Raw genomic sequence first — 12374 nt, forward strand, 5'->3', positions numbered from 1 at the left:
CCTGTACGGCAGTGAACATGATCAACGGCAAGGCGGTTGCCAGCGTCATTTTCTAAGCTGCCTGTACGGCAGTGAACCTGATGAATAAGCGCGTGTTTGAAATCGCCCTTTTCTAAGCTGCCTGTACGGCAGTGAACGCTGCGACCATCCCGGCTAACCCCGCCGGGACTTTCTAAGCTGCCTGTACGGCAGTGAACCCGTCCCGCGTGCGCTGGTCTGGTTTCGCGCATTTCTAAGCTGCCTGTACGGCAGTGAACCGGTAGCCGTGCGCCTCGCCCTCTGTGCGCCATTTCTAAGCTGCCTGTACGGCAGTGAACCCTATCTTTGGGATGCTGGGGCAGGTGCCAGTTTTCTAAGCTGCCTGTACGGCAGTGAACTGAAAGGAAACTACGCCATCTTATTGTTAGAAAAGAAAATAATCAACTTCCTGCATAAAACCCTTTTTTCTGGTACGTAAATTCGCATTATATAAATCAAAAGGTTACGTAATCATAAAAAAAAAGGGTCTAGCCGGTGGCGTCAGGGGCCTACTTCGGACGTCACAAACTACATTCAGGAAATAATGTGAACTACCGTTTCTGCACGTTGAGGCGCAACGACATCTGCAACCATAGAATGCGTGATGTCATGGAGCAGTCCTGTAAGAAGCGGCAGCATGTCGCGGTCAAAATGCGACACCAGCAGCACATGATTCAACGCCCGGCAGTAATCACACTTCGTTTCTGTATCTTCAAGCAACCACTCTTTTTGTCGCGGTTGTTCCGCTTCTTCCTCAAATTCCACCACCTGAAAATCACGCATTGATTCTGTGAGGCCGGATTTCACCTCTTCCAGGTAGGCTCCGAGACAACGGCAAACGGGCTGCGTTTGCGGAAGTGATTTGCAATCCAGCAGGATTTCGGTGAGCAGTTGGCAGCGCTCTGCAAGGGTTGGGAGATCGGGGTTGAGGGAGAGTTCGGTGTAGAGTTGGGCGAAGCTATTAATATTAGTCATATGTGATCCTTTATGCACGCAAGATTATCTGTGCACACACTTTCAGGACACCAATCCCGGCACCTGATTTTGCAGGTGCGCCGCCATTTTATTACTGTGGATTTATCCAGCAACTGACTTCGAAAGAAACTGGAAAGCGCCTCGCAAAATTCCTCTGCGGCCTGCTGCCCTCTCCCACGGGGATAGGGAGAAAAGCAGGCATAAAAAAACCGGGCTATAGCCCGGTTTTTAAGACCTACCTTACAACTCAGTGAGCCGCTTCCGGCTTGTGCTTCGCCGCACTCTGGAAATCGTACGTCAGCTCGTTCTTCGCCTGATCCAGCGCCACGGTCACCTGACCGCCGTCCACCAGCGAGCCAAACAGAAGCTCGTTCGCCAGCGGTTTCTTCAGGTTGTCCTGAATCACGCGCGCCATCGGACGGGCCCCCATCGCGCGGTCGTAGCCTTTCTCGGCCAGCCAGTTGCGGGCCTCCTGGCTCACTTCCAGCGAGACGCCTTTCTGATCCAGTTGAACCTGCAGCTCGACGATGAACTTATCCACCACCTGATGGATCACCTCGGTAGACAGGTGATCGAACCAGATAATGTTGTCCAGACGGTTACGGAACTCCGGCGTGAAGATCTTCTTGATCTCCTCCATCGCATCGGTGCTGTTATCCTGGTGGATCAGGCCGATGGATTTGCGCTCGGTTTCACGTACCCCGGCGTTAGTGGTCATCACCAGCACCACGTTGCGGAAGTCCGCCTTGCGCCCGTTGTTATCGGTCAGCGTCCCGTTGTCCATCACCTGCAACAGGATGTTGAACACGTCCGGATGCGCTTTCTCGATTTCATCAAGCAGCAGGACCGCATGCGGATGCTTGATCACCGCGTCGGTGAGCAGGCCGCCCTGGTCAAAGCCCACGTAGCCCGGAGGTGCACCAATCAAACGGCTGACGGTGTGACGCTCCATATACTCGGACATATCAAAGCGCAGCAGCTCGATGCCCAGCGCCTTAGAGAGCTGAACCGTCACCTCGGTTTTCCCCACGCCGGTCGGGCCGGCAAACAGGAAGGAACCAACGGGCTTGTGGTCATGCCCCAGGCCGGCACGGGCCATCTTGATCGCTTCGGTTAAGGCCTCAATGGCTTTATCCTGACCAAAGACCAGCATTTTCAGGCGATTGCCGAGGGTGCGCAGCGTATCGCGGTCGCTCTGAGAAACGCTCTTCTCAGGAATACGCGCGATGCGGGCGACCACGGACTCGATATCCGCCACGTTCACGGTTTTCTTACGCTTGCTGGCCGGCATCAGGCGCGCACGCGCCCCGGCCTCATCAATCACGTCAATCGCCTTATCCGGCAGGTGACGGTCGTTGATGTATTTCACCGCCAGCTCCACCGCCGCACGCACCGCTTTCGCGGTGTAACGCACGTCGTGGTGCGCTTCGTACTTGGTTTTCAGGCCGTTGATGATCTGCACCGTTTCGTCAACCGACGGCTCGGTGACGTCGATTTTCTGGAAACGACGCGCCAGCGCGCGATCTTTCTCAAAAATGTTGCTGAACTCCTGGTACGTCGTGGAGCCCATCACGCGGATCTTGCCGCTTGAAAGCAGCGGTTTGATCAGGTTTGCCGCATCCACCTGGCCACCGGAGGCCGCACCTGCGCCGATGATGGTGTGGATCTCATCGATAAACAGGATGCTGTTGGTGTCCTGCTCCAGCTGTTTCAACAGCGCCTTGAAGCGTTTTTCAAAATCACCGCGGTATTTAGTGCCCGCCAGCAGCGAGCCAATATCCAGCGAGTAGATGGTGCAGTCGGCAATCACTTCCGGCACGTCGCCCTGCACAATGCGCCAGGCAAGACCTTCGGCAATCGCCGTTTTACCCACGCCTGACTCGCCCACCAGTAGCGGGTTGTTCTTGCGGCGACGGCACAGCACCTGAATCGCGCGCTCCAGCTCTTTATCGCGGCCAATCAGCGGGTCGATGCCGCCAACGCGAGCAAGCTGATTAAGGTTGGTGGTGAAGTTTTCCATACGATCCTCCCCGCCTGCTTGCTCTTCATTGTTATTGACCTGATTGCTGGAATCCGATGCCTGGTTAGGCTCGTCTTTGCGCGTTCCGTGAGAAATAAAGTTAACCACGTCGAGGCGGCTGACTTCGTGTTTGCGCAGCAGATAGGCAGCCTGTGACTCCTGCTCGCTGAAGATGGCGACTAAGACGTTTGCGCCAGTCACTTCGCTACGTCCGGAAGACTGGACGTGGAATACCGCGCGCTGCAGCACGCGCTGGAAGCTGAGCGTCGGCTGCGTGTCGCGCTCCTCTTCACTGGCTGGCAGCACCGGTGTGGTTTGTTCGATGAAGGCTTCGAGTTCCTGACGTAGCGCCACCAGATCCACGGAGCAGGCTTCCAGCGCTTCGCGGGCAGATGGGTTGCTAAGCAGTGCGAGCAGTAAATGCTCGACGGTCATAAACTCATGTCGGTGCTCACGCGCTCTGGCGAAAGCCATGTTTAAACTGAGTTCCAGTTCTTGATTGAGCATAGGCACCTCCCCCAATTTTATGCCTTATCAGGCCTTTTCCAGCGTACACAGCAACGGATGCTCGTTCTCCCTCGCATAGTCGTTCACCATCGCCACTTTGGTTTCCGCCACTTCGGCGGTAAAAATGCCGCAGATAGCTTTGCCACGATAATGAACGGTAAGCATCAGTTGCGTTGCACGTTCTACATCATAAGAAAAGAACTTTTGTAGCACGTCAATAACAAATTCCATCGGCGTGTAATCATCGTTCATTAACATAACTTTATACATAGATGGCGGTTTTAGCGCGTCGCGCACTTTATCTTCCGCCAGCTGGTCAAAATCCAGCCAGTCGTTGGTCTTACCCATTTTGCATAACCACTTTGAATCTACCTCAGATGTTAGATAACAATCATCTATTACTGTCATCCGCGATGTCTGTCACAAACTGTTGCAATAGCGTTAACTGCTTCAAACTTTGGTTGATTATTGTCCCAACTCCAGCGCCAAACGCTTGACGACGTCTTTCGTTTATCTAAATTGTACAAGCGTGAGATGGCGAGGTTTTGAACAGCCCCCACTCCACCACCGGTTCATTCCATCTTAATTTATAAGATTTACGAAGGATGTCGAAGCATGGAAATGGGTACTGTTAAGTGGTTCAACAACGCCAAGGGGTTTGGCTTCATCTGCCCCGAAGGCGGCGGCGAAGATATCTTCGCTCACTATTCCACCATTCAGATGGATGGTTACAGGACGCTCAAAGCCGGGCAGTCCGTCCGGTTCGATGTACACCAGGGACCAAAAGGCAATCATGCAAGCCTAATCGTACCCGTTGAAGCAGAAACGGTTGCATAGCTCTCTGTTTTATTGTGTACATCACGCAGTCAAAATGCCAGCCCGATCGGCTGGCATTTTTATTTTCGGGTTATTCCCGAGCCAGCGCGTCCACCGGATCCAACCGCGCCGCGTTGCGCGCGGGCAGCCAGCCAAACAAAATCCCGGTAAAGGTGGAACACAAAAACGCGGTGAGTATCGCCATTGGCGAGAAGCCAATCTCCCAGCCGGGTAAGAAGAGCTGGAGCGCAAAGGCAATCATCATCGAGAGCGCAATGCCCATCGCGCCGCCCACCAGGCATACCAGCACCGCTTCAATTAAAAACTGCTGAAGCACGTCGCTGGCCCTGGCCCCGACCGCCATGCGGATGCCAATCTCCCGGGTGCGTTCAGTTACCGACACCAGCATGATGTTCATCACCCCGATACCGCCAACGACCAGCGAGATCACCGCCACCAGCGTCAGGAACAGCTGAAGAGTACGTGTGGTCTTTTCCGCCGTTTTCAAGAGGCCGTCCATATTCCAGGTGAAGAAATCCTTCTTCCCGTGGCGCAACGTTAACAGCCGTTCCAGCTGCTGTTCCGCCAGCGCGCTGTCGTAGCCCTCCTTCACGCGCACGGTGATGGAGTTAAGCCACGACTGGCCCATAATCCGCCCGGAGATGGTGGTATACGGCAGCCAGACGCGCAGGATCTTGCTGCTGCCGAACATCGACTGCTTCTCTTCCGCCACGCCAATGACCGTGGCAGGCATGTTGCCGACGAGGATCACTTCGCCCACCACGTTCGCTTTATTGGGGAAAAGCTGCCTGCGCGAGTTGGCGTCCAGCACCACCACCTGCGCCCTCCCCGCCAGCTGCTCGGCGTTGAAAGTGGCCCCTTCGCTGAAGGTCATGCCGTAGACGTTGAAGTAGTCGCCGCTCACGCCGTTGGCGCTGGCCGCCACGTCGATGTTGCCGTAGCGCAGACGCAGGTTTTGCGAGACCGCAGGCGTGGCGGAGTTCACCCACGGCTGCTTCTGAATCGCCGCCAGATCGTCATACTTGAGCGCCTGCTGATACTGCGGCTCGTCGTCGCCGAAGTCTTTGCCGGGATAAACGTCAATGGTGTTGGTCCCGATGGCGCGGATATCCGCCAGCACCAGCTGCTTGGCCGCGTCGCCCACCACCACAATCGACACCACCGAGGCGATACCGATAATGATGCCGAGCATGGTCAGCAGGGTGCGCATTTTGTTGGCCGCCATCGCCAGCCAGGCCATGGTCAGCGCTTCACGAAAGCCGCTGGAGAACTGCGCCCAGCCGGTCGACGCAGGCAGCGCTTCCTTCGGTGCCGCCGCGCGGGACTCACGCGGCGGCGGGTTGCTCACCAGCTCGCCGTCGTGGATCTCTATAATCCGTTCGGCCTGCGCCGCTACCTGCGGATCGTGGGTAACGATAATCACCGTGTGACCCTGATCGCGCAGCTGGTGCAGGATCGCCATCACCTCTTCGCCGGAGCGGCTGTCGAGCGCCCCGGTCGGTTCATCCGCGAGGATCACCTGCCCGCCGTTCATCAGCGCGCGGGCAATACTCACGCGCTGCTGCTGGCCGCCGGACAGCTGCGACGGCTGGTACTCCACCCGCTCCGCCAGCCCCAGACGCGTTAACAGCGCCTTCGCGCGCTCAAGGCGTTTCTTCCGCTCAACGCCCGCATACACCGCGGGAACCTCCACGTTCTGCGCCGCGCTCAGGTGAGAGAGCAAGTGGTAACGCTGGAAGATAAAGCCAAAGTGTTCCCGGCGCAGCTTCGCCAGCGCGTCGCCGTCCAGCGTCGAGACGTCCGTCCCGGCCACGCGGTACGTACCGCTGGTGGGTTTATCCAGACAGCCGAGAATGTTCATCAGCGTCGATTTACCGGAGCCCGATGCCCCGACAATCGCTACCATCTCGCCCGCCTCCACGCTCAGGGAGATGCCTTTCAGCACCTCTACCGGGCCGTCGCCGGACGGATAGCTGCGACGAATGTGCTTCAGCTCAAGCAGCGCGGTCATTTAGCGGCTCCGGGCAGGCTTTCGCTGATAACAACCTCCTCGCCCTCTTCCAGCCCTTTCTCCACCACCACGTCGGTGTCGTTGCGCGCGCCAATCACCACCTCGCGCTCGCGCGTTTCACCGTTGCGCAGCACTTTCACCTTGTAGCGATTGTCCCCGGCGGATTCACCCAGCGCGGAGAGCGGAACGGTCAGCACGTTCTTCACGCCGGTCAGCTGGATGTGCACCTGCGCGGTCATGTCCAGGCGCAGCACGCCCTTCGGGTTTGGCACTTCAAAACGCGCATAGTAGAAAATGGCGTCGTTAACCTTTTCCGGCGTCGGCAGAATGTCTTTCAGCACGCCTTCGTAGCGGGTCTGCGGATCGCCGAGTACGGTAAACCAGGCATTCTGACCCGGCTTAAGATGGATCACGTCCGCCTCGGAGACCTGGGCCTTCACCAGCATGGTGCTCATGTCCGCCAGCGTCAGAATATTTGGCGCCTGCTGGGCGGCAATCACCGTCTGGCCCTGCAGCGTGGTAATTTGCGTCACTTCCCCGGCCATCGGCGCGACGATCTTTGTGTAATCAAGATTGGTTTTCGCCGTATCCAGCGAGGCCTGATTACGCTTGATTTGCGCGTCGATCGTGCCAATCTGCGCCTGTTTCACCGCCAGTTCAGTCGCGGCGGTGTCTAAATCCTGTTTCGAGATAGCCTGGGTTTTCGCCAGCGCCTGCTGGCGGGTCAGCGTCACCTGCGCCAGGTTACGCTCTGCCTGCGCCTGCGCACGCTGCGCGCGCAGCTCCATCAGCGTCGCTTCCACTTCGCGGATCTGGTTCTCAGCCTGCTCGGGATCGATAACGCCAAGCAACTGGCCTTTTTTCACCTTGTCGCCAATCTCTACCGACAGCGTTTTCAGCTGGCCGCTGACCTGAGCGCCGACGTCAACTTTGCGCAGCGCATCAAGTTTGCCCGTCGCAAGGACATTTTGCTGCAGTTCACCCGGACGAACGATCAGCGTCTGGTACTGCGGCACAGGCGCGTTAAGCACCTGCCATAACCAGAATCCACCGGCTACAATCACCAGCGCCAGCAGCAGAAACAGCGTTCTGCGTTTTCCCTTGAGGTTCATAAATATTCCAAATAAATGTTCTGGCAATAATAAACGTTGATTCTATCTAAACGACTCCTTAACGAAACCCCTGTTCTCCGAAATCACCCTAATTTGTTTACAAGACGTTGATATTTCCCCTGCTGAAATAGCGGTATTCCAAAAGACTCAGGATTTATCATGTCTTCTATCGTCGATACACCTCTTCCAAACCTGACGCAGCCGACATCCGGCTGGCAGCTCTTCAAAAACCTGGCGTTCGGCAAGATCGCGCCCGGCCTTGCATGGCAGAACCCCGCCTATCGCCGTAAGTTCATGCTGCGTTCTCTGGCGACGCCCGTGAGCACCTCTCGCCTGTTAACAAACCTCGCTAAGCAGCCGCGTCTGATGCAGATGCTGCAGGTGCAGCCCGGTCTGCCGTGTCGGCTTCATCGTCCCTGGCTGACGGTGAAGATGGATCGCCAGCACGCGCTGGAATCCCTGAACTGGCACTATCAGGCCATGAGCCGCCAGCTCCCGGCCACGCTCCTGAAGGGCTATCTTTCGACGCAGGGGACTACGCTGCTGACCTTAACCGGGAAAGATGAACAGCAATTTACCGTCCGCCTGTGTGCCGATGCGTTCCTGGATAAAGAGGGAGAGGCCACCCTCACCTTCTGCGACGTTCAGAATACGGTGCTGGCGGAGCTAACCTTTACGCTCTGCCAGTTTGAAGGTAAATCGACGCTGTTCATCGGCGGTTTGCAGGGCGCGAAAGCGCATGTTCCCCATGAGCTGATCCAGAAAGCGACGAAGGCCTGCCACGGTCTGTTCCCGAAACGCCTGCTGGTTGAAGCCGCCATGACGTTCGGCGCCGCATTCCCGGTCGTGCAGATTGTTGCCGTCAGTAATGCCACCCATATTTATCGCAGCTGGCGCTACCGCAAGAAAAAAGAGGGAAAACTGCTGGCCGATTACGACGGCTTCTGGAGTTCCCTCGGTGGGGAAAAACAGGAGAGCGGCCACTTTATGCTGCCGCTTGCCATGCCGCGTAAACCCGTGGAAGAGATCGCGAGCAAAAAACGCGCCGAATACCGTCGCCGCTACGCGCTGCTGGATAGCCTGATTCAGCAGGTGAAACAGGCGACCGAACGTTAATCCGCCCTTCCGCGTGCCAGCCACAGCACGCGGGAGAACATTTTCCGCAGCAGGGTCGGAACCGCCTCTACGCCCCGCCTTCCCGCTTCCGTCGCCACTTCAATGGCTAAGTCCGGTTTCGACGAACGGTGAATAGCTTTGGCGATCACGCGCCGCATGTTCATCGGGACGTCGACCGGCACCATCGCAATGCGGTGGAATACATCGTCAAAGCCCTGACGGTACATAAAATGCTCCATGTCCATCGCGGGCAGCATCGTTAAATGGTCCCGTTCTTCTTCCCGCTCGTTGTTCAGCAGGCTGCGCACGGTTGAGGCATATTTTTTCCCCGCTTCGTCGCCGTCCACCAGCACATGCCATTCAATTCCCATTCGGCGGGCAAATTTTATCAGCGGTTTTAATCCCGACTGGGCAAATTCGATCACCTTAATACCTTCGGCATCAAAATGGTGGCCGCACTGGCGCGCCAGTTCGTTGATGACCCAGGTCTCCGTTTCCCCCTCCACCAGCAGCCAGCAGCGGGCGAAGAGCGACGAGGCGCGATTAAAGCGTATATGAAACGCGATTCGCCGCCCGTCTTCGGCGTTCATCCCGCCGGGCCCGAGGCGGTACGCGGATACGCGGGAGGACTCGCGCACCAGACGGCAGATGTGCTCCACCGGCGTCAGCGATAGCAGCTCACCGGAGTTGGTGGTGGTAATCCGCTGGAGCGGCAGCAGATTCAGCAGGTGCCACGCCACGGAGAGCATGATGGGGTGCAGGCGCGTTTCCGGATCTTCCACCAGCAGCAGCGGGCGGGCATCCCGGTCAAGACGCACGGTGCCCTTCGCCTGCAGAAGCGTTGAAAACAGCCCCAGCAAAATCACCCGATGGGTACGCCCGCCGGGCCGGTCGATCATCCGGTTGATGATGTCGAGATAGCGCCAGCTGCGCTGTTCATCATGAGAACGGCGGCGCATCAAACGATGGCGCGACTCCGAGGTGCCCTGCTCGGAAAAATAGTGCTCCAGCAGTTGCACCATCGCCGACAGCCCCTGACGAATTTGACCATCGGTGAGGTTTTGCGGACGCGACACCAGCTCTCGCGCCAGGAAATCCAGCTCGCGGGCGGTGACTTCCACCTCCGGCATATTCGGTACGGTGCCGTTACGAATACGGCGCATAAAGCGCGCATCGCGCAGGCGTAACACCGGCGTCAGGCGGATAAGGTGACGCGCCAGATCGTCGATATTCTCCAGCGGAATCGGGTTGGCTTTCTCATCGAGGAATTCACGCAGGGTCAGTACCCCCTCGTTTTCCGCCATCTCACCTTCCAGCCGATAGAAAATCCGGTGGAAACCGTCGTCGCAGGGCACCCAGCAGGGCGACAGCGGGCGGAAGCGACGCACGCGGTGACGGCCGGGTTCGGATTCACGGAACGTCAGGATGATATGCAGGTGCTTCTCGCGGCCCGCGATATCGCCGGGCGGGAACCAGAAATCATCGTGGACGAAGTGATACAGCTTGTCTTCGGGTGAAAGCAGCAGCGTCAGCGCATCAAGCAGGCTGGACTTACCCCACGCGTTCTCGCCGATCAGGACGTTGTTCTGCTCCAGCTGCAGCGACAGGCGGTTAATACCGCGAAACCCGACAATTTCCACACGTTCGAGAAGCATAGATCCCCCGCGAAATGATCACTTTTTCCTTTAAGTTATCAGCAGTATAGCGGCAGGAACCCTGGCACGACAGCAGAACATTCACCCTTGCGGGATTTGAACTATGCTCTATTTACCGCTGATTTGAACAAGGATTGACATCACATTGCCTTAAATCAAATTAACCGAATTTATTTAAGTGGCGAAGGGATGTTGTTGGTTTTTAAAATACGGGCTCTTTGAGTCGTCATCCCTTTATGGCGATATATCCCGCGCGCGGGAAAACGCGTGGAAAATTATTTTGAGGTGGTTATGTTTAGAAAATTGGCAGCAGAATGCTTTGGTACATTCTGGCTGGTATTTGGTGGCTGCGGTAGCGCCGTTCTGGCAGCAGCATTCCCGGAATTAGGTATTGGTTTTGTCGGCGTCGCGCTGGCATTTGGCTTAACCGTATTAACCATGGCTTTCGCCGTGGGGCATATTTCCGGCGGTCATTTTAACCCGGCGGTGACATTAGGCTTATGGGCGGGCGGGCGTTTCCCGGCGAAAGAGGTTATTGGCTACATCGTGGCGCAGGTGGTTGGCGGTATTATTGCGGCGGGCGTGCTGTACGTCATTGCCAGCGGTAAAGCAGGCTTTGACGCGGCGGCCAGCGGCTTCGCCTCTAACGGCTTCGGCGAACACTCTCCGGGCGGTTATTCCATGCTTTCTGCCATTGTAATTGAAATTGTACTGACCGCAGGCTTCCTGCTGGTGATCCACGGTGCAACCGACAAACACGCGCCTGCAGGCTTCGCGCCCATCGCCATTGGTCTGGCGCTGACGCTGATCCACCTGATCTCCATTCCGGTGACCAACACCTCCGTTAACCCGGCGCGCAGCACCGCCGTCGCCATTTTCCAGGGCGGCTGGGCGCTTGAACAGCTGTGGCTGTTCTGGGTGATGCCGATCGTCGGCGGTATTCTGGGCGGCGTGCTGTACCGCACTCTGCTGGAAAAACGCGATTAATCTTTCCCTCCCTCTCCCCGTGGGAGAGGGCCGGGGTGAGGGCAACAGGCCGCACCCCCACATAGACACAAGCCGGGTAAGGCGCAGCCGCCACCCGGCTTTTTTATTGCTCCTTTACCTGACAGCCTTTATTGGGTAGTGTCTCTGGCGCTTAACAGAAACTCAAAAGGACCGGCTGTTCATGTTTTCAGGACTCCTCATTATTCTGCTGCCCCTGATTGTGGGCTATCTTATTCCGCTGCGTCATGAATCGGCCTTAAAGCTTATTAACCGTTTTCTCAGCTGGATTGTTTACGTCATTCTGTTCTTTATGGGGATCAGCCTGGCCTTCCTGGATAATCTGGCGACAAATTTACTTTCCATCCTGCATTATTCTGCGGTCACCGTGGTGGTTATTTTGCTGTGCAATATTGCCGCCCTGCTGTGGCTGGAACGCACTATTCCGTGGAAAAATAATCACCACCAGGAAAAGCTTCCCTCCCGAATTGCAATGGCGCTGGAATCATTAAAGCTCTGCGGCGTCGTGGTGCTTGGATTTCTTCTGGGCCTTACCGGATGGACATTTTTGCAGCACGCGACGGACGCCAGCGAATATACCCTGATCTTCCTGCTGTTCCTGATTGGTATTCAGCTGCGAAATAACGGTATGACGCTGAAACAGATTGTCCTGAACCGTCGGGGAATGATCGTTGCCGTTATGGTTGTCGTCAGCTCAATGGTCGCGGGCGTGATTAATGCCTTTATTCTCGATCTGCCGCTGAAAACCGGCCTGGCGATGGCCTCCGGGTTTGGCTGGTACTCCCTCTCCGGTATTCTGCTGACCGAATCCTTCGGCCCGGTGATCGGCAGCGCTGCCTTCTTTAACGATCTGGCTCGAGAGCTGATTGCCATCATGCTGATCCCGGGTCTGGTTCGCCGCAGCCGCTCGACGGCACTGGGCCTGTGCGGCGCCACGTCGATGGACTTTACCCTGCCGGTCCTCCAGCGTTCTGGCGGGCTGGAGATGGTGCCCGCAGCCATCGTTCACGGCTTTATTTTGAGCCTGCTGGTTCCCGTCCTGATGGCGTTTTTCTCTGCCTGATACCTCTGTGGCGGTAGGGCTCCTGCCGCCAAAATTGCGCTAAATCAATCTCCCT

General features: G+C 56.8%; 10 protein-coding genes and 1 CRISPR repeat array. Of the genes, 4 read left to right on the forward strand and 6 right to left on the reverse strand.

The features are described from left to right. The first annotated feature begins 49 nt into the window (after positions 1-49). Positions 50-377: a CRISPR direct-repeat array (repeat unit 28 nt; unit sequence TTTCTAAGCTGCCTGTACGGCAGTGAAC). A gap of 175 nt (positions 378-552) precedes the next feature. The 3 genes from IM313_RS12910 to clpS all read right to left on the reverse strand — a co-directional run bounded on the left by IM313_RS12910 (position 553) and on the right by clpS (position 3868). Then, a complete protein-coding gene (locus IM313_RS12910) occupies positions 553-993 on the reverse strand; it encodes a hypothetical protein (protein ID WP_049136603.1) in 441 nt (146 codons plus the stop codon). Positions 994-1240: 247 nt separating this feature from the next. Then, positions 1241-3520, reverse strand: a complete 2280-nt coding sequence (gene clpA, locus IM313_RS12915; RefSeq protein ID WP_028012550.1) for an ATP-dependent Clp protease ATP-binding subunit ClpA — start codon at positions 3518-3520, stop codon at positions 1241-1243. A 27-nt stretch (positions 3521-3547) separates the two neighbouring features. Beyond that, complete coding sequence (gene clpS / locus IM313_RS12920; RefSeq protein ID WP_006174393.1) at positions 3548-3868, reverse strand: ATP-dependent Clp protease adapter ClpS; 321 nt, start codon at positions 3866-3868, stop codon at positions 3548-3550. A gap of 267 nt (positions 3869-4135) precedes the next feature. Between clpS and cspD the strand changes: the two genes are divergently transcribed. After that, positions 4136-4357 (forward strand): cold shock-like protein CspD, encoded by a 222-nt coding sequence (gene cspD, locus IM313_RS12925; RefSeq protein WP_006809408.1) that lies wholly within the window; start codon positions 4136-4138, stop codon positions 4355-4357. Between the two features lie 70 nt (positions 4358-4427). Here the strand turns inward: cspD and macB are convergent, their stop codons facing one another. Next, on the reverse strand, positions 4428-6368 hold the full coding sequence (macB, locus tag IM313_RS12930; RefSeq protein WP_192970848.1) for a macrolide ABC transporter ATP-binding protein/permease MacB: 1941 nt from the start codon (positions 6366-6368) through the stop codon (positions 4428-4430). Then, positions 6365-7480, reverse strand: a complete 1116-nt coding sequence (macA, locus tag IM313_RS12935; protein WP_028012548.1) for a macrolide transporter subunit MacA — start codon at positions 7478-7480, stop codon at positions 6365-6367. The genes macB and macA overlap by 4 nt, the downstream gene beginning before the upstream one ends. Before the next feature lie 159 nt (positions 7481-7639). Here macA and IM313_RS12940 point away from each other — a divergent pair, with 159 nt between their 5' ends. After that, positions 7640-8596, forward strand: a complete 957-nt coding sequence (locus tag IM313_RS12940; protein WP_047368198.1) for a VirK/YbjX family protein — start codon at positions 7640-7642, stop codon at positions 8594-8596. Here IM313_RS12940 and IM313_RS12945 read toward each other — a convergent pair. Beyond that, positions 8593-10251 carry an ATP-dependent endonuclease gene (locus IM313_RS12945; protein WP_041910643.1) on the reverse strand — a complete coding sequence of 553 codons (1659 nt, stop codon included), beginning with the start codon at positions 10249-10251 and terminating at the stop codon, positions 8593-8595. The two genes, IM313_RS12940 and IM313_RS12945, sit on opposite strands and share 4 nt — an antisense overlap. A 291-nt stretch (positions 10252-10542) precedes the next feature. Here IM313_RS12945 and aqpZ point away from each other — a divergent pair, with 291 nt between their 5' ends. Together aqpZ and IM313_RS12955 are read left to right on the forward strand one after the other, a co-directional pair. After that, entirely contained in the window at positions 10543-11238 is a 696-nt protein-coding gene (gene aqpZ, locus IM313_RS12950) for an aquaporin Z (RefSeq protein WP_028012545.1), read from the forward strand. Between the two features lie 181 nt (positions 11239-11419). Next, positions 11420-12319: a lysine exporter LysO family protein gene (locus tag IM313_RS12955; protein WP_028012543.1), complete on the forward strand. Its 900-nt coding sequence runs from the start codon at positions 11420-11422 to the stop codon at positions 12317-12319. Positions 12320-12374 lie beyond the last annotated feature (55 nt).

The sequence above is a fragment of the Enterobacter cloacae complex sp. P2B genome (assembly GCF_014895985.1).
Classification (GTDB): domain Bacteria; phylum Pseudomonadota; class Gammaproteobacteria; order Enterobacterales; family Enterobacteriaceae; genus Enterobacter; species Enterobacter bugandensis.

What these genes read in the sequence shown, in the direction of transcription:
- IM313_RS12910 (WP_049136603.1), bottom strand. Translation starts at nt 993, where the DNA reads ATGACTAATATTAATAGCTTCGCCCAACTCTACACCGAACTCTCCCTC.
- clpA (WP_028012550.1), bottom strand. Translation starts at nt 3,520, where the DNA reads ATGCTCAATCAAGAACTGGAACTCAGTTTAAACATGGCTTTCGCCAGA.
- clpS (WP_006174393.1), bottom strand. Translation starts at nt 3,868, where the DNA reads ATGGGTAAGACCAACGACTGGCTGGATTTTGACCAGCTGGCGGAAGAT.
- cspD (WP_006809408.1), top strand. Translation starts at nt 4,136, where the DNA reads ATGGAAATGGGTACTGTTAAGTGGTTCAACAACGCCAAGGGGTTTGGC.
- macB (WP_192970848.1), bottom strand. Translation starts at nt 6,368, where the DNA reads ATGACCGCGCTGCTTGAGCTGAAGCACATTCGTCGCAGCTATCCGTCC.
- macA (WP_028012548.1), bottom strand. Translation starts at nt 7,480, where the DNA reads ATGAACCTCAAGGGAAAACGCAGAACGCTGTTTCTGCTGCTGGCGCTG.
- IM313_RS12940 (WP_047368198.1), top strand. Translation starts at nt 7,640, where the DNA reads ATGTCTTCTATCGTCGATACACCTCTTCCAAACCTGACGCAGCCGACA.
- IM313_RS12945 (WP_041910643.1), bottom strand. Translation starts at nt 10,251, where the DNA reads ATGCTTCTCGAACGTGTGGAAATTGTCGGGTTTCGCGGTATTAACCGC.
- aqpZ (WP_028012545.1), top strand. Translation starts at nt 10,543, where the DNA reads ATGTTTAGAAAATTGGCAGCAGAATGCTTTGGTACATTCTGGCTGGTA.
- IM313_RS12955 (WP_028012543.1), top strand. Translation starts at nt 11,420, where the DNA reads ATGTTTTCAGGACTCCTCATTATTCTGCTGCCCCTGATTGTGGGCTAT.